This window comes from Curtobacterium sp. MCPF17_046, from assembly GCF_003224295.1.
GTDB lineage: Bacteria > Actinomycetota > Actinomycetes > Actinomycetales > Microbacteriaceae > Curtobacterium.
On sequence record NZ_QKLB01000019.1, the window covers coordinates 1 to 19,164 of the forward strand.

Genomic DNA, 19,164 nt, shown 5'->3' on the forward strand with positions numbered 1-19,164 from the left:
CCCCCGCCCCGCCGGTGCTCGACCCGAACGCCGTCGTCCCCGACTTCCCGCCGACCCCCGAGCTGCTGCCGCCGGCTCCGACGTCGCCGAACGTCGACACGGTCCCCTTCTCGGCCGTCGCGGAGGCGCGTGCGACCGTCGCCGGGCTCGGACCGGCCGAGGCGACCGCCACACCGGCAGGCACCCCGGACCCTGCTGCGGACGGCACCGCCGCCGGCGGTCCCCGCGCCACAGCACGACACGGTGCAGCGCGTCGGAGCGCGACGGATGGCCAGGCCTCCGCCGGGGCGATGGCGATGCCCGCGGCTCCCGTGGTCGGCGCGGCGCACGCGTCCGCAGCGCCCGTCGGACCGCTCGCGGACACCGGCGACACCCGGTCCGCGGCGCCCGTGCCTGCCCCGGCAGGACCGGCCCCCACACAGTCCTGGTCGGCGACCCCCGATGCCGGGATCCTGACCGCTCCGACGGCCGGGCCGGCAGCGCGCTCCGCCGGACGTGGCGCGACCACCGCGACCCCGGCCGCCCCGCCGGCGCCCGCGTTCCCCGTCGTGCCGGCAGCAGGACAGCCGCGGTTCTCGGTGCCCGGGCTCGAACACGTCGTCGTCGAGGGCGGCGAGCCCGAGGCCGTCGGACCCATCGGGTACCGCACGCCCGCCCGCTTCGCCCGACAGCAGGCGCGCGTGATCCCGCCGGCGGTCACCGCTCCGCCGACGTTCGAGGCCGTGCTCGCCACCCCGGCGCCCACCACCGCCGCACCCTTCCCCGGTCCGGCGTCCGAGCCGCACGCCGTGGCGCCGGCCGTCCCCGCGGTCACGCGGGCCCTGCCGTCCGTCGCGCCGGCCGCAGCGGAACCGGCGAAGGCTGCTGCGTCCGACGGCGAGGCGGCCCACGCCCCGACCCCTGCCCGGGAGCACCGGAACGCCGACCGCAGCCGCGGCGCGAACACCCGTCGGGGCTTCCTGCCGAAGCGTCGTCCGGCCCAGCCGACGAAGGCGCGGTCCACCGCGGTCCCCGTCGCCGCCGGGACGACCGCGCAGCCGCAAGCCGCTCCGCCGGTGACGCCGGTGACGGGAGCCGACACGGGCCTCCAGGCCGGAACCGGTGCGTCCGCCACGCGCGCTCGACGTCCGATCGGCGCGACGCCGGGTGCCGTGCTCGGTGCCCTGGCCGGTCTCGCCACGCTCGGTCTCGCCGCCTGGTGGTTCACAGCCCCGGCGACCGTGCACGCCGTCGGCGTCCTGCTCGGTGTGCTCGCGGTCGTGGTGTCCGTGGTGACGATGCGGAACCCCGCGTCCACCTGGCAGCGGCCGGTCGCCCTGCTCGGCACCGTGCTCGGCGCGGTCGGGACCCTCGTGTTGCTCTGGGCCGTCGCGTCCGCACTCGGTGCGCCGCTGCCTGACCTGACGGGCACGGGGGCCACGCCGACGATCGCGCCCTGACCCTCCCGCTGACGGCGGGGACGACCCCCGTCACACCGCGCGGACGACGCCCCGGGAGAGGATCGCGTTCGTCAGCGCCTCGATCGGCTCGCGTTGCACGGTCGGGTTCGCGATGAGGACGTAGTCGACCGCGGGCAGGTCCGGCAGCGACAGCCGCTGCGACACCTTCACCAGGTCGGCCGGGATGAGCGAGTGCGGGAACACCGCGACGCCGATCCCCGCCCGCACCGCGGCGAGCACACCGTTCACGTCACGGGTGTTGCAGGTGATCCGCCACGTGCGCCCGGCGGCCTCGAGCGCGTCGATCGCCATCTGCCGGCTGATGCTCGGCGCCTGGTACGCGATCAGCGGCACCGGGTCGTCGGACTCGAGGGCGATGCCGTCCTGCGCCATCCACACCATCTGGTCCGAGGCGACCCTGGTGCCCTCTGCGGACTCCCCCGCCGTCCGCTTGATGAACACGAGGTCGAGCTGACCCGCGTGCACCCGTCGGAGGAGCGGCGCGGACTGGTTCACCGTCAGCTCGAGGTCGACCTGCGGGTGCAGCTTCCGGAAGTCCCGGAGGATGCGCGGCAGCTGCGTGATCGCGAGGTCGTCGGCCGCGCCGAACCGGAGGCGACCACGAGCCGCCACCCCGGAGAAGTACGCGTCCGCGGTCGCGTGCGCCGCCAGGATCGTCCGGGCGAACCCCGCCATCGCGTCGCCGTTGTCGGTGAGCCGGACCCCGCGGGTGTCCCGTGCGACGAGGGTCCGGGCGACCGCTGACTCGAGCCGGCGAACGTGTTGCGAGACGGTCGGTTGGCTGATGCCGAGACGGACGCCGGCCTGCGTGAAGCTGCTCGTCTCGGCGACGGCGAGGAAGGTCCGGAGCAGGACGGGATCGAGCACGGCGGGCCCTTCATTCGACATCGCAATGGAGTGATGCCGATCATAGGAGGATCGAATGGACCGGGAGCGGATAGTTTCGACCGGGTACCGTTCCCGCCCTCGACAGCCGGAGTCCCCCACACCGTGCGTCCGTCCCCGACGACCGTCCACCCGCCCACTGAGCCGCTCCCGATCAGCACGACACCGCCCCCGTGGCGGCGGTCCTTCATCGCGCTGTCGGTGCCGAACTTCCGGCTCTTCACCGCCACCAACCTGGTGGCGATGACGGCAGGGTGGATGCAGCGCATCGCGCAGGACTGGCTCGTGCTGCAGCTCACCGGCTCGGTCGCGCAGGTCGGCATCACGGTCGCCTGTCAGTTCGCCCCGATGCTGCTGTTCGGGCTGCTCGGCGGGGTCTTCGTCGACCGGTACTCGAAGCGCGCGCTGATGATGATCACGCAGGGCGCCTTCGCGGTGCTGTCCCTGCTGCTCGCCGTCCTCACCCTGGCCGGGGTCGTGGAGGCGTGGCACATCTGGGTGATCGCGTTCCTGGTCGGCATGGTCACCGTGATCGACAACCCGGCGCGGCAGGTGTTCGTCACCGAGATCGTCGGTCACCAGCACCTCCGCAACGCGATCAGCGTCAACTCGTCGGTGTTCCAGCTCGGCGGCATGATCGGTCCGGCGCTGTCCGGCATCCTGCTCGTCGCCGTCGGGGCCGGGTGGTCGTTCGGCATCAACGCCGCCGCCTGTGTCGCGGTGGTCGTGACGCTCGGGTTCCTCCGCGTCTCCGAACTCCACCGCACACCGCCGGCCGCGCGGGCGAAGGGGCAGCTCGTCGAGGGGCTGCGGTACGCCGCCGCGAAGCCGACGATCATCGTGCCCGTCGTCCTGCTCGCGTTCTTCTCCGTCTTCGCGCTGACGATGCCCGTGCTGTTGTCCGCCTTCGCGTCCGACGTGTACGGCGTCGGCGCCGGCGGCTACGGCCTGTTCAACTCCGCCGTCGCGGTGGGAGCGTTGACCGGCGCGGTCCTCTCCACACGACGGGCGGTGGTCCGACTTCGCACCATCGTCGGCGGGGTGTTCTGGACCGGGCTGTTGCTCGTGGTGGCCGGGTCGGCGCCGACGATCGCGCCGTTCACCGTCCTGCTCGTCGTGGTCGGCCTGTCGCAGCTGCTCTTCATGACGGCGTCGAACTCGCTCGTCCAGCTGTCCTCGAACGTCGCGATCCGCGGGCGGGTGTTGTCGCTCTACGTGCTCGTGCTGCTCGGTGGTCAGGCGATCGGCGGCCCCGTCATGGGTCAGGTCGTCGACCACTTCGGCGCGCACGTCGGGATGATGGTCGCGGGCGGCGTGCCCGCCGCGGCCGCCACGGTGATCGCGTTCGTCCTCGCCCGACGCGGCGGCCTGCACCTGGAGATGCGGATGCGTCACCACCTGCCGCTGCCGACCATCGTCGGCAACCGCTGACACCACGGGCGGCGTGCCCGCGCCGCCGGAACCGGACCGGCGCGCCAGCGGCCGGGCCGCCGTGACGGACGGGAGGCCCGTGACCAGCTGGTCACGGGCCTCCCGTCCGTCACGTGGTGACGTGGACAGCTGCGCTCAGTAGGCGACGCCGAACCGCGCCTGGTGGTGCTTCGGCTGTTCGATCTCGTCGACGACCGCGATCGCGTAGTCGGCGCCCGAGATGTCCGAGTTGCCGTCGGCGTCGGTGAGGAGCACGTCGTCCGAGGTGCGGTACGTGCCACGACGCTCCCCCGGGTTGTAGCTGCCGAAGGCGGCGGCGGGGCTGACGTAGAACCAGTCGACGTCGGTGCCACCGGCGCGGAGTGCCTCGAGGACCTGGCCGTGGCTCTTCGCCTCGCCCTTGAAGGCGTCGGGGAACTCGGCCGTGTCGTAGAGGGCCGGGCCGCCCTCGGCGACGAGCAGCGAGCCGGCGCCGCCGACGATGCCGAGGCGCGCACCGGCAGCGGCCGCGGCGTCGACGAAGTGCTGGAACCGGTCCTTCAACTCGGTGCCGTCCGACTGGACCGCGTGCAGGGCGACGATGACGACGTCCGCGTCCTTCGTGACCTCGGTGACGAAGCCGGCGTCGAACGCGTCCCCCTGCGCGAGCGTGAGGTGCTCGGCGGCGTCGAGCTTCGTGGTGTCACGCGCGACGGCGACGACCTCGTGCCCGCGGGAGAGGGCTTCGCGGACGATGGCGGACCCGGCGTACCCGGTGCCTCCGAAGACGACGATGGTGGACATGCGAGCTCCTTCGTGGTGGTGGTGCCGACGCGGTGGCGCGCCGTGCCACTCACTGTACGGGTGTTACTCTCTCCGAGTAAGTAGGCACCTCGTGGTGCGTGACGGAGGTCGGGATGAGCGCGCTCGAGTACAGCCCCTACGCGGCGGACTGCCCCTCGCGGCAGCTCCTCGACCGGATCGGGGACCGCTGGAGCGTGCTGACGATCGGCGCCCTCGCGGACGGGCCTCGTCGGTACTCCGCCATCGCCACCCGGGTGCAGGGTGTGTCGCAGAAGATGCTCACGCAGACGCTCCGGGCCCTCGAACGTGACGGCTTCGTCACCCGGACGGTCTTCCCCGAGATCCCGCCGCACGTGGAGTACGAGCTCACCGACACCGGCCGGTCGCTCCGCGCCGTGCTCGTGCCGCTCGAACAGTGGGCGATCGACCACATGGACGGCGTCGCCGAAGCGCGCTCGGGGTACGACTCCCGCTCCTGACCACACCCGGTCTGGAATCCTCGCCGACCGCGGGTGGTTGCGTGGAGGCATGCGATCGATCGTCTACTCCCAGCCCGGAACGTCCGCCGTCCTCTCCCTCGCCGACCGTCCGGTCCCCGAGCCCGGTGCCGGTGAGGTCCGCGTCCGCGTCGTCGTCTCCGGGGTGAACCCCACCGACTGGAAGGCCCGACAGGGCGGCACGTACGGCGACGGCCTGCCGTTCCCGGAGATCACGCCGAACCAGGACGGTGCCGGCGTCGTCGACGCGGTCGGCGACGGCGTCGAGGGCCTGTCCGTCGGTGACCGCGTCTGGCTGTTCATGGCCGCCGCGTCCCGCCCGACCGGCACCGCGCAGGAGCTCACCGTCGTGCCAGCCGCCCGCGTCGTCCCGCTCCCGGAGGGCGTCTCGTTCGACGTCGGTGCCAGCCTCGGCGTGCCGGCGATGACCGCGCACCGTGCGCTCACCGTGCACGAGGACGGCCCGACCCGCCTCTCGCCGGGTGCCCTGTCCGGCAAGGCCGTGCTCGTCGCCGGCGGCGCGGGGGCCGTCGGACACGCCGCGATCCAGCTCGCCAGCTGGGCCGGCGCCACCGTCGTCGCCACGGTCAGCTCGGAGGACAAGGCGGCCCTCGCCGCGGCGGCCGGGGCCCACCACACGGTGAACTACCGCGAGGACGGCGCCGCCGACCGGATCCGCTCGATCGCCCCGGACGGCGTGGACATCGTCGTCGAGGTGTCGATCCCGGCGAACGCCGACCTCGACGCTGCGGTCCTGGCGAACCACGGCGTCGTCTCGATGTACGCGGACAACGGCGGAGACGCGGCATCGATCCCGGTGCGGCCGAACATGGGCATCAACGCGCGCTACCAGTTCCTGCTGCTGTACACGATCGGCGACGCCGCCCTCGCCGCCGCTGCCGAGGACATCACCGCCGCGCTGCGCGACGGTGTACTGCCGGTCGGCGAGGAGGCCGGGCTCGCGCTGATCCGCTTCCCGCTCGAGGAGACCGCAGCAGCCCATGACGCGGTGCAGGGCGACGCGGTCGGCAAGGTGCTCATCGACGTGCAGTCGGCGGAGTAGGTCGCGCTGCGCGGTGCTCTTCGGCGCCCCGCTCCGTGGTGCGCTTCGGCACCGCACAACAGGGACCGGCTCGAACCACCGGAATCGGCGGTTCGGGCCGGTTCTCGTTGTGCCGGTCCGAGCGGCGCCGGGAGGCGCGGGGCGGCGGCGATCCGCGCCTCCCGTCCGGCGCGGGGCCGGGAAGCGCGGGGCCGTCCGAGCAGCGCCAGGAGGCGCGGGGCCGGTCCGAGCGCCACCGGGAGGCGCGGGGCGGCGGCGATCCGAGCCTCCCGTCCGGCGCGTGGTCGGGTCCGGCAGGACCGACGCAGTACGCGTTCATCGGCGGGGTTGGTAAGCAGGAGGCATGACCGACGCCGCAGCGCCCCTCCCCACACCCACGCCCGGAACCAGAGCAGTCGTCCTCGGAGGTGGTGGCGTCGCCGGCATCGCCTGGGAGCTCGGCGTCCTGTCGGCCCTCGAGGACGCCGGGGTCGACCTCGGTGCGGCGGACCTGGTGGTCGGCACGAGCGCCGGCAGCGTCGTCGGCACCTTCCTCCGCAGCGGCGGCGTGCGCGGTGCCTACGAGCAGCAGCTGAGCCCGCTCCCGACCACGTACGAAGAGCCGGCGCGCGTCGATGCCGCCGAGTTCGAGCAGCGCTTCGCGGCGGCACTGCAGGGAGCCACCTCGGAGCAGGACGCCCGTGCGCGTCTCGGAGCCGCCGCGCAGCAGATCACCTCCGGACAGAGCGACGACGAACGCGTTGCGACCTTCCGCGACACGCTGCCCACGACCGCGTGGCCGGACCGGCCCTACGCGGTGACCGCGGTGGACGCCGTCGACGGGACCTTCCGGGTGCTCCGCGCCGAGGACGGCGTGCCGCTCGAACGTGCCGTCGCCGCGAGCTGCTCCGTCCCGCTGGTCTGGTCTCCGGTGCGGATCGACGAGCATCCGTACATCGACGGCGGCATGCGCTCGTCGACCAACGCGGACGTCGCGGCCGGGTACGAGCGGGTGCTCGTGATCGCCTGCAGCCCCGAGGGGCCGTCACCGCTCGGGCCGTGGCTCGACCGTGCGGTCACCTCGTTGCGGGACGCCGGTTCGCGGGTCGAGGTCCTCGTCGCGGACGAGGCGTCGCAGCGGGCCTTCGGAACGAACTCACTGGCGCTGTCGACGCAGCGGCCGTCGGCGGAGGCCGGACGCGCGCAGGCCGAGCCGGTGGCGGAGCGCATCGGCGCGTTCTGGGCCTGAGCTGACGACCGGGCGACGAGCGACCGACGCCGGGCCGACGACCGGGCGGCGGCGGTCCTCCGCTGCCGCCCGGACCCGCCGGTCAGACGAATGCGGCCTGTCCGGTGACGGCGCGGCCGACGATGAGCGTGTTGACCTCGCGGGTGCCCTCGTACGAGTAGATGGCCTCGGCGTCGGCGAAGAACCGGGCGACGCCCTTGTCGAGGACGATGCCGTTGCCGCCCTGGACCTCGCGGCACCAGCCGACGGTCTCGCGCATCTTCGCCGTGGCGAACGCCTTCGCCATCGCCGAGTGCTCGTCGCCGCCGAGGCCCTGGTCCTGCAGCGCGGACGCCTGGGTGCACAGGGCGATCGACGCGGTGATGTTCATGAGGGACTTCACGAGCAGGTCCTGGATGAGCTGGTGCGACGCGATCGGCTTGCCGAACTGCTCGCGCTCCCGGGCGTAGCGCAGGGCGGCCTCGTAGGCGCCGACCGAGATGCCGACGGCCTGCCAGGCGACCTCGGTGCGGGTCAGGCGGAGCACCGCAGCGGTGGACCGGAACGAGTCGGCGCGCTGCAGGCGACGGGCCTCCGGGACGCGGACGTCCTCGAGGGTGATGTCGGCGTTCTGCACCGACCGGAGTGCGATCTTGTCCTCGATCTTCGTCGCGGTGAACCCCGGGGTGTCGGAGGTGACCAGGAAGCCCTTGACCTGGTTGTCCGCCTCGTCCTTCGCCCAGATGACGACGACGTCCGCGAAGGTGGCGTTGCCGATCCAGCGCTTCGAGCCGTTGAGCACCCAGGTGTCCCCCTCGCGCCGGGCGGTGGTGCGGAGGCCGCGGGCGGAGTCGCTGCCGGAGAGCGGTTCGGTCAGTCCGAACGCCCCGACGACCTCCCCGGAGGCCATGCGCGGCAACCACTCACGCTGCTGCTCGTCGCTGCCCGCGACCGCGATCGAGTTCATCGCGAGACCGGACTGCACGCCGATGAAGGTCGCGACGCCGGCGTCGACCCGACCGAGTTCGAGGGCCGCCCAGCCGCGGTACACCGCGGAGTTCTCGAACTGCCGGACGAGCGGCACGCCGGGGCCGTACATGCCGAGCTCGGCGAGCGGCGCGATGACCTGCGTCGGGAACTCGGCGCGGGCCCAGTACTCGTCCGCGATCGGCGCGACGTCGCGCTCGAGGTACTCGCGGAGCTCGCCGAGGGAGGCGCGTTCCTGGTCGGTCAGCTGCTCCTGGAACCGGTAGAAGTCGGATTCCAGCAGGGGCGTCTGCGCAGCCGTCATTGACATGACCCCAACGATGCATCATTCTCAGAAACGTTGCAAGACGACGTCGACGACTCGGGGGGAACGGTGAGCAGGCAGGCGCTCGGCGCACTGGGCTCGGCGCTCGTCCCGAGCGCGCTCGCCACCCGCCTGGAGGCCCACCCCGACGCCCAGCGCGCCTTCCGTGCCGCACGCCATGCCTTCATCGACGGGGCGCGCGTCGACATGGGTGCCCTGGCGGCGTCCCTCGGCGTCGACCGGACCTCGCTGTTCCGGTGGGTCGGCAACCGCGACCAACTGCTGTCCGAGATCCTCTGGTCGCTCGCCGTCCCGACGCTCGACGCCGCGGGCCGTGCGGCGGCACCGTCGGGAGCGGCACGCATCGTCGACGTCCTCGACCACTTCACCGCGGACCTGATCCGGGCGCCGTACTTCCGCGCGTTCCTGACCCGCGAGCCGGCCCGGGCCCTGCGACTCCTGACGACGACCGACAGCGACGTGCAGCGGCGCTTCGTCGCCGTGGTCTCGACCCTGGTCGCCGCCGAGCAGGAGTCGGGGACGTTCGACCCGGCGCCGCTCTCCCCCGACGAACTCGGTCGACTGCTCGTCCGCGTCTCGGAGTCCTTCACCTACGCGGACCTGATCTCCGGCGACACGCCCGACCCCGAGCGGGCACGCACGACGTTCGAGTACATCCTGCGCCCTGTGCGGTGACCGCCGCGGGTGGTCAGCTGCGGACGGCCGCCAGTTCCAGGTTGATGTCGTCCGGGTCCTGCACGGACAGGATCACCATGCCGGCGTCACCGAGGTCGGTCACCTCGCCGTGCTCGACACCGGCGGCGTCGAGCCGCGCGGCCGCCTCGTGCAGCTCGTCGACCGATCCGACCATGAAGCTCACGTGGTCGAGACCGACCGTGTCCGGGTCGAACCGCTGGCCGCTCGGAGCGACGGGGCGGAGGCCGAAGAGCTGGTCCCCGACGGGGAAGATGCAGCCGCCGTAGAGCCGCTCACGGTCCTCGGTGATCCCGGGCTCACCGGCGTGCTCGCTGAAGTCCATCGCGGGCTCGACGCCGAACAGCTGCTGGTAGAACGCCTTGCTGCGGGCGATGTCGGTCACGGTCACGCGGACGTGCGCCAGTGCGATGGGGCGGGCGATCGGGTCGGTCATGTGGGGCTCCTCGGGTGTCACCGGCAGGGTGGCCGGGTCGTCGTCGCTGTACGACGTGGATCCGAGGCAACGCCGGACACCTGACCGCGAGCACCGACCGTGCGGCGAGCGGACAGGTCGGGCCGACGGGCCGGTACAGCAGCGGGTCAGCGGCTCAGCGGAACCCGTCGTCGTCGGGGAAGGAGCGCGGCACACCGTGGCCCGCGCACCGGTCACGACGACGGACGCCGCGGAAGACCTCACGGACGTGCTCACCGCACCCGGTCCATGTCGCCTTCCCACACACCAGGCACTGCACCGATTCACACATGAACCTGTTGTACCGAGGGGTCGCCGAAGGCCGATCCGGACAGCGCTCACCGGCTGGCCGGGCATCATCCGCCACACTGCAGGACGGACACGGCACCGCGTGGAAGCGAGGGGCCGTGTCCGCCCGGAGGGGTCGTACTGGCGAGCAGCCGTCAGATGAGGTCGTCCGACAGGTGGTTCGGCGTCCCGAAGCGGTGCGCCGTGATGGACACCGCCTGCTCCCGGAGGAACGGCAGCATCTCGATGCGCCCGGCCTCGGTCACGGGCTCCGCGTAGACGGCGACGTCCGGCCGCCCGTCCGTCCCGACGGCGAGCGCGGCAGCGTCCCCGGCGATGAGTCGGACGCGCGTGGACGGGCCGGCAGCGATCCGGGCGGCGAACGTCTCGTCCGACTCGGTCTGCCGCACGGACTCGACGAGCGAGAGGCCTCGGAGCGCGGTGGCCACCGCTTCCGGGAGCGCGACGGCCGTGGAGACCTGGACGGCGGTGCCCGCACGGAGCGCCGCGGCGACGACCCGCACGAGGTCGTCGGTCGTGCCCTCGGCAGCCAAGCGGACGTGTACCCCCGGGAACGGCAGGTAGCGGAAGACGTTGCGCTCGGCGGAGAGTGCGGACACGTCGGCCGCGGTCCCGAACTCCGAGGTCCACGCGAGCTCGTCGGACGCGATCGCACGGTCGACCGACTCGGACTCCACACCGGTCGCCCGGACGAAGGCCGACACGTCCGACGACGGCGTCGAGCCAGCGCGGGCCACGGCGGGCTCCCAGGAGCCGAGACCGACCAGGTAGTTCACGCCGCCGGCCTTGGTGCCCGCGCCGACTGCGGACTTCTTCCACCCGCCGAACGGCTGGCGGCGGACGATCGCGCCCGTGATGCTGCGGTTCACGTAGAGGTTGCCCGCCTGGATGCGACGGAGCCACGTCCCGATCTCGCCCGGGTCGAGCGAGTGCAGGCCGGAGGTCAGGCCGTAGTCGACCTCGTTGACGATGTCGATCGCCTCGTCCAGGGTCTCCGCCACCATCACGCCGAGGATCGGGCCGAAGTACTCCGTGCGGTGGTACTCCGAACCGCGCCGGACGCCCTGCCGGACACCGGGGCTCCAGAGCTTGCCGGTCTCGTCGAGCTGCTTCGGTGCGATCGCCCAGGACTCCCCCGCGCCGAGCGTCGTCAGGCCGTCGAGCAGCTTGCCCGATGCCGGTTCGATGATCGGTCCCATCTGGGTCGTCGGGTCGGTCGGGTAGCCGACGGTCAGCGAGGACACCGCGTCGAGGAGCTGGTTGCGGAAGCGCTTGGACTTCGCGACCGAGCCGACCATGACGACCAGCGACGCGGCCGAGCACTTCTGCCCCGCGTGGCCGAAGGCCGAGGCGACGACGTCCTTCACCGCCAGGTCGAGGTCCGCCGACGGGGTCACGATGACCGCGTTCTTGCCGGAGGTCTCGGCGAGCAGCGGCAGATCCGGGCGGAAGGACCGGAACAGCTCGGCGGTCTCGTACGCGCCGGTCAGGATCACGCGGTCGACGAGCGGCGACGCGATGAGGTCCTTCCCGAGCTCGGACTCCTCGACGTCGAGGAACGCCAGGACGTCGGCCGGTGCACCGTGCGCGTCGAGGGCGGTCTCGATGACCGACGCCAGGACGGCACCACTGCGGGCGGCCGGCGGCGCGGGCTTCAGCACGACGGCGGACCCGGCGGCGAGGGCGGCCAGAGTCGAGCCAGCGGGGATCGCCACGGGGAAGTTCCACGGCGGCGTGACGAGCGTCAGCGCGGCCGGGGTGAACGACGCACCGTCGACGGTGTCGAGCGATGCGGCCAGTTCGCCGTAGAAGTGCGCGAAGTCGATCGCCTCGGAGACCTCGGGGTCGGCCTGGTCGATCGTCTTGCCGGTCTCCGACGCCATGACCTCGATGAGGGCGGCGCGGTTCGCTTCGAGGGCGTCGCCGACGGCGTGCAGGACCGCGCCGCGGGCGGCACCCGACCACGAACCCCAGGTCGTGCCCGCGGCGCGGACGCGCTGCAGGGCGGACTCGAGGGTCGTGGCGGAGGTGATCCGGGCCTCCCGGACGGCGGAGACGCCGAGCGTCGAGGTGGCGATCCGCTCGGTGATGGCGGCACCCCACTCGCGGACGGCACCGACGGACGGGTCGCTGTCCGGCGTGTTCTCGAAGTGGCCGGGGACGGGACGGTCGACGGCCGCGTACCGGTCGGCGACACGGTGCGGTGCCGGGGCGTCCAGCCCGCCGGGCAGCGCGAGCGGGGCGAGGGAGTCGCGGAACCGGGCTTCCTCGCGGGCGAAGAGCGTCGGGGACGAGGCGAGGGAGAACACCGCGGACATGAAGTTGTCCTGCGACGCGCCCTCCTCGAGGCGACGGATGAGGTAGGCGATGGCGACGTCGAACTCCCCCGGGTGCACGACCGGCGTGTAGAGGAGCAGCGAGCCGACGGTCTTCTTCACCGCGGCGGCCTGGCCCTGCGCCATGCCGAGGAGCATCTCGAACTCGATGCCGTTCCGCACACCGCGCTCACCGGCGAGGAGCCAGGCGTGTGCCACGTCGAACAGGTTGTGACCGGCGACGCCGACCCGCACGTTGGCGATGCGCTCGGGCGTGAGCGCCCAGTCGAGCACGCGCTTGTAGTTCGTGTCCGAGTCCTGCTTGGTGTGCCAGGTCGCGAGCGGCCAGCCGTGCACCGAGGCCTCGACCTGCTCCATCGGCAGGTTCGCGCCCTTGACCAGGCGCACCTTGATGTCGGCGCCCCCGCGGGCACGGCGGGCGGCGGACCACTCCTGCAGGTGCTCCATCGCGGCGAGCGCGTCGGGCAGGTACGCCTGCAGCACGATCCCCGCCTCGAGGTCGGTGAACTGCGGCTCGTCGAGGAGCTTCGTGAACACCGCGATCGTCAGGTCGAGGTCCTTGTACTCCTCCATGTCGAGGTTGATGAACTTCTTCGGCGTCGACGCTGCCGCGCGCTCGAACAGCGGCCGGAGCTGCCCGACGATGTCCTCGACGGCGTGGTCGAACGCCCACGGCGAGTGTGGGTGCACGGTCGAGGAGACCTTGATCGACACGTAGTCGACGTCGCCGCGGCTCAGCAGCGCGTGCGTGCCGGCGAGGCGGCGCGCAGCCTCGCGCTCACCGAGCACGGCCTCGCCGAGCAGGTTCACGTTGAGGCGGATGCCGTCCTGCTTGATCTTCGCGATCGCCGGACCGAGCTTCGCGTCGGTGGCGTCGACGATGAGGTGCCCGACCATGTTCCGCAGCACGCGTCGGGCAACGGGGACGACGACGCCCGGGAGGCCCGGTGCCATCCCGCCACCGAGGCGCACCAGGCCGCGGAGCGCGGCCGGCAGGAAGCCGGGTGCGTCCGGCGCGATGGCGCGGAGCTTGCGCGCGGCGACGCCGAGGTCCTCGGGGCGGACGACGCCGTCGACGAACCCGACGGCGAAGGCCAGGCCCTTCGGGTCGGCGAGGACGCCGGCGAGCTGCTTCGCGGACCCGTCGACCGGGTACGTCTCGGCCTCGGCGAGCCACTGTCGGACGAGCGCGACGGACTCGTCGGCGAGTCCGGCGGAGTCGGTGGTGGTCACATCGTCGGTCGTGGTCGCTGCGTCGTCGCGCGGCTGGACGTCGGTCATGGGTTCAGTGTGGGGCTCGCGCTTCCGGTAGCGGAAGCAACTCTTCCTGATGCATTCCGTTCAGCTGCACTACTGTTTCCCCATGCTCGACGTCCGGCGCCTCGTGCTCCTGCGGGAGCTGTCGATCCGGGGCACCGTGGCCGCCGTCGCCGAGGCGATGAACTTCACCCCGTCGGCGGTCTCGCAACAGCTGGCGGTCCTCGAGCGCGAGGCCGGTGTGCAGCTCCTCCGGAGGGCCGGACGGCGACTCCAGCTCACGCCGCAGGCCGAGGTGCTCGTGGCCGCGGCGGGCGACGTGCTCGACACGCTCGAACGGGCGCAGTCCGCCGTCGAGGCGACGCTGACCAGCGTGCAGGGACGCGTCCGGGTCGCGGTCTTCCAGTCTGCTGCGCTCGCCCTCATGCCGAACGCGCTGCGCATCATGGTCACCGAACACCCGGGCGTCCGCGTCGAGATGGTCCAGCGCGAGCCGGAGACCGCACTCAACGAGACGTGGGCGCGGGACTTCGACATGGTGATCGCTGAGCAGTACCCGGCGCACGCGGCCCCGCGCTTCCCGGGCCTGGACCGACGTGAGCTGACGACGGACGCCGTCCGGCTCGCGCTGCCGCCGGTGGACACGTCGCTGTGGCCGGTCGACTCCCTCACCGGCGCGGCCGACCTGCCGTGGGTGATGGAGCCACGAGGAACGGCGTCGCGGCACTTCGCGGAGCAGCTCTGCCGGCGCTCGGGCTTCGAACCCGACGTCCGGTACGAGACCGCCGACCTGCAGGCGCAGATCCGGTTGATCGAGTCCGGCAACGCGGTCGCGCTCATGCCGGACCTGGTCTGGGCCGGCCGGTCGACCACCTGTCGGCTGCTCGACCTGCCCGGGGACGCCGAGCGGACGATCTTCACGGCGCAGCGGACGGCGAGTTCGCTGTCCCCCGCCGTGGCAGCACTCCGGGACGCCCTGGAACGGGCTGCGGCGACCTCCCGTTCCTGAGACCATCGGAGCCGACGAGTCGGGCCCGATCGCGTGAGCATGCGTGCTGCTCGCCGCCCGGGCCGTGGTCCTGACGGCCCGTCTGCGCCGTCGTCGCGCCTGACTTCCGGAGACGAGGGCGCACCTGCAGCGGCCCGCCCTCATCTGTACGAACGCAGAGGAACCGGTGCGGGAAACCGCACGATCCGGCACGCGCACCCCCAGCTCGGGGCACTTCTGCTGTTGCGCTGCCCTCTACACCTCTCCGTCCCAATACGCTCCGATCACCCGAGGACTCTCGGCCAACTCTTGTGTTCCGGCACCCGTCCGGACTCGAAATATGGGGGAACAACCCGTGCATCGCAGCACCTCCTTCGTCCGACGCGCGTGCGCCGTCGGTACTGCCACAGCACTCATCGGCCTCACGACCGGTCTCGGCGTCATGACCGCGACGACCGCCTACGCCGACGAGGCACCGACGACCGACACGTCGGTCACCACTCCCGCCGCTCCGGGCACCGACGCCACGCCGGGCACCGACGCGACGACCACGCCGGGAGAGGCGACCGCGCCCGCCGAGCCGAGCCTCCCGACCGACGGCGCGACCAGCGCCCCCGGTGGCACCGGCGCGACCACGGGTGGTGCCGCCGCCGGGACCGGCGCCGTCACGCCGACCGCTCCGGCCACCGGCAGCGCGATGCCGACACCGACCAGCCCGAGCACCGCGAAGCCGAGCGACACCGGCCCGGCCGAGGCCGCGCCCACGGCGGCGGCATCCGCAACCGTGACGATCTCCGGCACCGCGAAGGTCGGCCAGACGCTCCGCGCGAAGCCCAAGGGCTTCACGGACCCATCCGAGCTCTCCTACAGCTGGTCGGTCGGCGGTGTCGCCACCGGCGACCAGGGCCAGTTGTACGACGTCGTCGCCGACGACGCGGGCAAGGTCGTCACCGTCACTGTTCGGAACAATCTCGAGGGACACACGGACGAGACCGCGACGGCGGACTCCGCCGTGGTCACCCAGGACCCGGTGTTCGTGGACGAGAACGGCGAGCCCGTCGAGGGCGGCACCGCCGCCGACGAGGACAGCCTGCCCCTCGAGGCAACCGCCGGTGAGGCGTTCTCGTACACGTTCCGTGCGACCGGCAGCCCCGCACCGACGTACTCGCTCGCCTGGTACTACGACGGCTACGAGGCCGACCCCGAGTACCCGGAGGACACCCCCGAGGGCCAGCTGCCCGACGGCATCACCTTCGACGCGACCACCGGCGTCCTGTCCGGCACGACCGAGTGGGCGAGCTACTACGACTTCGCCGTGACCGCGACCAGTGGGACGGCCACGACGACCCAGTACGTCGAGTTGTCGGTCGACGCCGCAGCACCCGCGGGCGTGCAGGTCATCGCCACGGACCGCGCTGACTACGAAGCGCTGTTCGGCGACGGGATGTCCATCGGCTTCCAGCTCCGAGCTGCCGCAGCAGAGGAAGAGGACTCGGGCACCATCCGGAGCTGGATCATCGGCGAGGACGGCGACATCGACACCGTCGACCTGAACTGGAGCACCGGCGCGGACGGCGGGGACCTCGACGTCGTCTTCACGCCTGGTGGTCGCCCCACCGTCGAGCAGGACGGCACGCTGCTGGTCGACGGCGGGATCGTCGACCGGTTCGGCAACGAGGTCACCGATGACGAGGGCACGCCGTCCGCGCTCACCGTCACCTCCGACGTCGCCTCCGACGTGATCACCATCGACGAGGAGTTCGGCGGCTACAACGCGGTCGACGTGACCTTCCCCGAGGCCTCGACGCACACCCTGACGGCCACCGGCGACGCGTTCGCCACGTCGTTCCCGGTCGTGGTCACCCCGACCGCGACCACCCCGGGCACCACGCCCCCGGTGTCGGCTCCCCCGGTGCTGACCCAGCCGGCAGCCGCGCCGATCGGCACCGTCCCGGTCCGCACCGCCGCGCACGGCCGACTCGCCTACACCGGTACCGACAGCACCGACGCCCTGCCCTGGGCGCTCGCCATGCTCGCCGCCGGTGCGGCACTGGTGGGCCTGCGTACCGTCCGCCGTCGCGCCCGTCGCTGACCCGGACGGGAGGCTCCTCCCGCGGCCCCGTCGATCCCTCCACGGATCGGCGGGGCCGTTCCGTTCCCGCCCCGCCCGACGGGGACGATGCGCCGGTCGTCAGGCGCCGCGGATCTCCTCGGCGCGACCGAGCAGGTCGGCGTGGAACGCGGTCTGGCTGAGGGCACTCGCGAGCAGGAAGCCCGACATCGACTCGATCCCACCGCTGAACGGCACGCGGGACGCGACCTCGAAGAGCGTCGGCCGGTCGAGTGCATCGAGCGCGTCCGCGACGTGCCGGGTCCGCTCGTCCCGGTGGTCGATGAGGACACGGGCTCGGGACACGACGTCGCGGAACCGGTACTCGTGCCCGGGGCAGACCTCGAGGTGCCCGTGGCCATCGAGCCTCGCCAGCGAGTCGAGCGCGTCACGCAGCGGGTTCGTCCTGGTCCGGCCGCCGAGTCCGACGCCGGGGTTGATCCGCGGCAGGACGTGGTCCCCGGTGAACAGGAGCCCGTCCGGCTCGTCGACGAAGCAGACGTGGCCGCCCGTGTGTCCCGGTGTCCACAGTGTGCTGATCGTCCGCCCCGGGATCGGCAACACGTCCCCGTCCGCGAGCAGCAGGTCGGCGAACGGTGCCTCCGCCGTCCCCTGCCCGATGCGGCGGCCGGTCCCCCACGCGGCCAGGACCCCGTCGAGCAGCGCGGCCGGCACGCCCCAGGTCCGCACGTCGCGGTCGTTCTGCTCGGCGTCGGTTCGCTCGTGCTCGAGCGCGCGCACCTCCGCGGCGTGCATCGCGACCGGGGCGCCGGAGCGTCGCCGCAGTGCGGCCGCGGCACCGAGGTGGTCGGCGTGCAGGTGGGTGACGGCGACGAGGGTGACGTCCTCGAGCCGGCGGCCGACGGTCCGGAACCCGTCGGACAGCACGTCGAGGGAGCCGCCGTCGGACCACCCGGGGTCGATGACCGCGAGCGCCCCGTCGCTCCCCTCGATGACGTACGCGAGCGTGGCGTCGGGCACACCGCCCCGGAAGGGGACGGCGATGGTCCAGATGCCGGGCCGGACCTCCTCGACGGGCGGGAGGGCGCCGGCGGCGAGCGCCTCGGCCTGCGCGGTGCTGACGGGCGGCGGGATCGACACGCGACAACCCTAACCAGGCGGTGCCGGCGGACCGGGCCGTGACGGGCCTCCGGGCCGGTCCCGCAGCGGGCGGGTAGACAGGCCGCATGGAGACCATCGCGCCCATGCTCGCCAAGGCCGTCGCCACCGTGCCGGACCCCGACAGCATCGCGGGCGGCCTGCGGTACGAGCCGAAGTGGGACGGCTTCCGGGGCATCGTGACGATCGACGGCGACGACGTCGAGATCGGCAGCCGCGGCGCCAAGCCGCTGACCCGGTACTTCCCGGAGCTCGTCGAGGCGTTCCGCGCCCGGTTCGGCGGCCGGGAGCACCCCGTCGTCCTCGACGGTGAGGTCGTCGTCCGCTCCGGGGTGCCGGGCAACGAGCGGCTCGACTGGGAAGCCCTGTCGCAGCGGATCCACCCCGCGGCCTCGCGGATCGCGAAGCTCTCGGTCGAGACGCCGGCGCAGTTCGTCGCCTTCGACCTGCTGCACCTCGACGGCGAGGACCTGACCGGCCGGCCGTTCGACGAGCGCCGTGCCGCGCTCGAGGAACTCGGGGCCGACCTCGCAGCCCCGCTCTTCGTCACCCGCACCACGCTCGACGTCGAGGTCGCCCGCGAGTGGCTCACGACGTTCGAGGGTGCCGGTCTCGACGGGGTCGTGGCGAAGCCGCGGTCGAAGCCGTACGAGCCGAACAAGCGCACGATGCTCAAGGTGAAGCACCACCGCGAGGCGGACGTCGTCGCCGTCGGGTACCGGGTCCACAAGAGCGGGACCGGTGTCGGGTCGCTGCTGCTCGGGCTGTACGACGACGAGGGCGAGCTGCGGATGGTCGGTGGGGTCTCCGCCTTCACGGACAAGCGGCGCCGGGAACTCGTCGACGAGTTGGAACCGCTCGTCGAGCGGGACGCGGACGGGAGGCCCGTCACCGGTGACGGGGAGCGCTCACGGTTCTCGTCCGGTCGCGACACGTCGTTCGTCCGGCTGGCACCGGAGCGCGTCCTGGAGGTCCGGTACGACCAGATGGAGGGTGACCGGTTCCGGCACACCGTGCAGTTCGCGCGGTGGCGTCCGGACCGCGAGGCGCGCTCGTGCGGGTTCGACCAGCTCGAGGTCCCGACGGCGTACGACCTCAGCGACGTCCTGTCCTGATCCGACCCTGGTCTGACAGACCGGATGTCCAATCCGCGCTCCAGAGTGATCAGTAGTTAGTCGAACTAGTGAAACTGTGGAAACATCTGAGGCACCAGGGAAACGGTGGTCGGACACCGTCTCGACACCACGGATCGGAGTGGAC

General features: G+C 72.7%; 14 protein-coding genes and 1 pseudogene. 9 read left to right on the forward strand and 6 right to left on the reverse strand.

Going from position 1 to position 19,164, the window contains the following annotated elements:
- A pseudogene (locus tag DEJ32_RS16345) lies at positions 1 to 1,439 on the forward strand (hypothetical protein); the annotation flags it as partial.
- 30 nt (positions 1,440 to 1,469) lie between these two features.
- On the opposite strand, the gene DEJ32_RS14120 reads toward DEJ32_RS16345, so the two are convergent.
- A complete protein-coding gene (locus DEJ32_RS14120) occupies positions 1,470 to 2,327 on the reverse strand; it encodes a LysR substrate-binding domain-containing protein (protein ID WP_110826066.1) in 858 nt (285 codons plus the stop codon).
- A gap of 123 nt (positions 2,328 to 2,450) precedes the next feature.
- Between DEJ32_RS14120 and DEJ32_RS14125 the strand changes: the two genes are divergently transcribed.
- Entirely contained in the window at positions 2,451 to 3,776 is a 1,326-nt protein-coding gene (locus DEJ32_RS14125) for an MFS transporter (protein ID WP_258369072.1), read from the forward strand.
- A gap of 135 nt (positions 3,777 to 3,911) precedes the next feature.
- Here the strand turns inward: DEJ32_RS14125 and DEJ32_RS14130 are convergent, their stop codons facing one another.
- Positions 3,912 to 4,559, reverse strand: a complete 648-nt coding sequence (locus tag DEJ32_RS14130) for an NAD(P)-dependent oxidoreductase (RefSeq protein ID WP_110901731.1) — start codon at positions 4,557 to 4,559, stop codon at positions 3,912 to 3,914.
- Positions 4,560 to 4,672: 113 nt separating this feature from the next.
- Here DEJ32_RS14130 and DEJ32_RS14135 point away from each other — a divergent pair, with 113 nt between their 5' ends.
- The 3 genes from DEJ32_RS14135 (at position 4,673) to DEJ32_RS14145 (ending at position 7,347) form a co-directional block, all read left to right on the forward strand.
- Complete coding sequence (locus tag DEJ32_RS14135; protein WP_110901732.1) at positions 4,673 to 5,038, forward strand: helix-turn-helix domain-containing protein; 366 nt, start codon at positions 4,673 to 4,675, stop codon at positions 5,036 to 5,038.
- Between the two features lie 49 nt (positions 5,039 to 5,087).
- Positions 5,088 to 6,119 carry an NADPH:quinone reductase gene (locus DEJ32_RS14140; RefSeq protein WP_110901733.1) on the forward strand — a complete coding sequence of 344 codons (1,032 nt, stop codon included), beginning with the start codon at positions 5,088 to 5,090 and terminating at the stop codon, positions 6,117 to 6,119.
- Between the two features lie 343 nt (positions 6,120 to 6,462).
- Entirely contained in the window at positions 6,463 to 7,347 is an 885-nt protein-coding gene (locus DEJ32_RS14145; protein WP_110901734.1) for a patatin-like phospholipase family protein, read from the forward strand.
- Positions 7,348 to 7,429: 82 nt separating this feature from the next.
- Here DEJ32_RS14145 and DEJ32_RS14150 read toward each other — a convergent pair whose 3' ends face one another.
- The gene (locus DEJ32_RS14150; protein ID WP_220033036.1) at positions 7,430 to 8,623 is read right to left on the reverse strand and encodes an acyl-CoA dehydrogenase family protein; all 1,194 of its coding nucleotides are present in this window, start codon (positions 8,621 to 8,623) and stop codon (positions 7,430 to 7,432) included.
- Between the two features lie 63 nt (positions 8,624 to 8,686).
- On the opposite strand from DEJ32_RS14150, the gene DEJ32_RS14155 reads away from it, so the two are divergent.
- Positions 8,687 to 9,313: a QsdR family transcriptional regulator gene (locus tag DEJ32_RS14155; protein ID WP_181420691.1), complete on the forward strand. Its 627-nt coding sequence runs from the start codon at positions 8,687 to 8,689 to the stop codon at positions 9,311 to 9,313.
- 13 nt (positions 9,314 to 9,326) lie between these two features.
- On the opposite strand, the gene DEJ32_RS14160 is transcribed toward DEJ32_RS14155, so the two are convergent.
- Both DEJ32_RS14160 and DEJ32_RS14165 read right to left on the reverse strand, forming a co-directional pair.
- Positions 9,327 to 9,767, reverse strand: a complete 441-nt coding sequence (locus tag DEJ32_RS14160; protein WP_110901736.1) for a VOC family protein — start codon at positions 9,765 to 9,767, stop codon at positions 9,327 to 9,329.
- A 461-nt stretch (positions 9,768 to 10,228) separates the two neighbouring features.
- The gene (locus DEJ32_RS14165) at positions 10,229 to 13,711 is read right to left on the reverse strand and encodes a proline dehydrogenase family protein (RefSeq protein ID WP_110901737.1); all 3,483 of its coding nucleotides are present in this window, start codon (positions 13,709 to 13,711) and stop codon (positions 10,229 to 10,231) included.
- Positions 13,712 to 13,793: 82 nt separating this feature from the next.
- Between DEJ32_RS14165 and DEJ32_RS14170 the strand changes: the two genes are divergently transcribed.
- Together DEJ32_RS14170 and DEJ32_RS14175 are read left to right on the forward strand one after the other, a co-directional pair.
- Positions 13,794 to 14,696, forward strand: coding sequence for a LysR substrate-binding domain-containing protein (locus DEJ32_RS14170; RefSeq protein ID WP_110826075.1), 903 nt, complete (start codon positions 13,794 to 13,796; stop codon positions 14,694 to 14,696).
- Between the two features lie 334 nt (positions 14,697 to 15,030).
- A complete protein-coding gene (locus DEJ32_RS14175; protein WP_110901738.1) occupies positions 15,031 to 16,767 on the forward strand; it encodes a putative Ig domain-containing protein in 1,737 nt (578 codons plus the stop codon).
- Positions 16,768 to 16,866: 99 nt separating this feature from the next.
- On the opposite strand, the gene DEJ32_RS14180 is transcribed toward DEJ32_RS14175, so the two are convergent.
- Entirely contained in the window at positions 16,867 to 17,886 is a 1,020-nt protein-coding gene (locus DEJ32_RS14180; RefSeq protein ID WP_110901739.1) for an MBL fold metallo-hydrolase, read from the reverse strand.
- A gap of 86 nt (positions 17,887 to 17,972) precedes the next feature.
- Between DEJ32_RS14180 and DEJ32_RS14185 the strand changes: the two genes are divergently transcribed.
- Positions 17,973 to 19,019: an ATP-dependent DNA ligase gene (locus DEJ32_RS14185; protein ID WP_110901740.1), complete on the forward strand. Its 1,047-nt coding sequence runs from the start codon at positions 17,973 to 17,975 to the stop codon at positions 19,017 to 19,019.
- Positions 19,020 to 19,164 lie beyond the last annotated feature (145 nt).

Bases quoted from the DNA above. Each gene is read 5' to 3' on its own strand.
- DEJ32_RS14130 (WP_110901731.1), bottom strand. From the start codon at position 4,559: ATGTCCACCATCGTCGTCTTCGGAGGCACCGGGTACGCCGGGTCCGCC.
- DEJ32_RS14135 (WP_110901732.1), top strand. From the start codon at position 4,673: ATGAGCGCGCTCGAGTACAGCCCCTACGCGGCGGACTGCCCCTCGCGG.
- DEJ32_RS14150 (WP_220033036.1), bottom strand. From the start codon at position 8,623: ATGTCAATGACGGCTGCGCAGACGCCCCTGCTGGAATCCGACTTCTAC.
- DEJ32_RS14145 (WP_110901734.1), top strand. From the start codon at position 6,463: ATGACCGACGCCGCAGCGCCCCTCCCCACACCCACGCCCGGAACCAGA.
- DEJ32_RS14140 (WP_110901733.1), top strand. From the start codon at position 5,088: ATGCGATCGATCGTCTACTCCCAGCCCGGAACGTCCGCCGTCCTCTCC.
- DEJ32_RS14160 (WP_110901736.1), bottom strand. From the start codon at position 9,767: ATGACCGACCCGATCGCCCGCCCCATCGCACTGGCGCACGTCCGCGTG.
- DEJ32_RS14185 (WP_110901740.1), top strand. From the start codon at position 17,973: ATGGAGACCATCGCGCCCATGCTCGCCAAGGCCGTCGCCACCGTGCCG.
- DEJ32_RS14170 (WP_110826075.1), top strand. From the start codon at position 13,794: ATGCTCGACGTCCGGCGCCTCGTGCTCCTGCGGGAGCTGTCGATCCGG.
- DEJ32_RS14165 (WP_110901737.1), bottom strand. From the start codon at position 13,711: ATGACCGACGTCCAGCCGCGCGACGACGCAGCGACCACGACCGACGAT.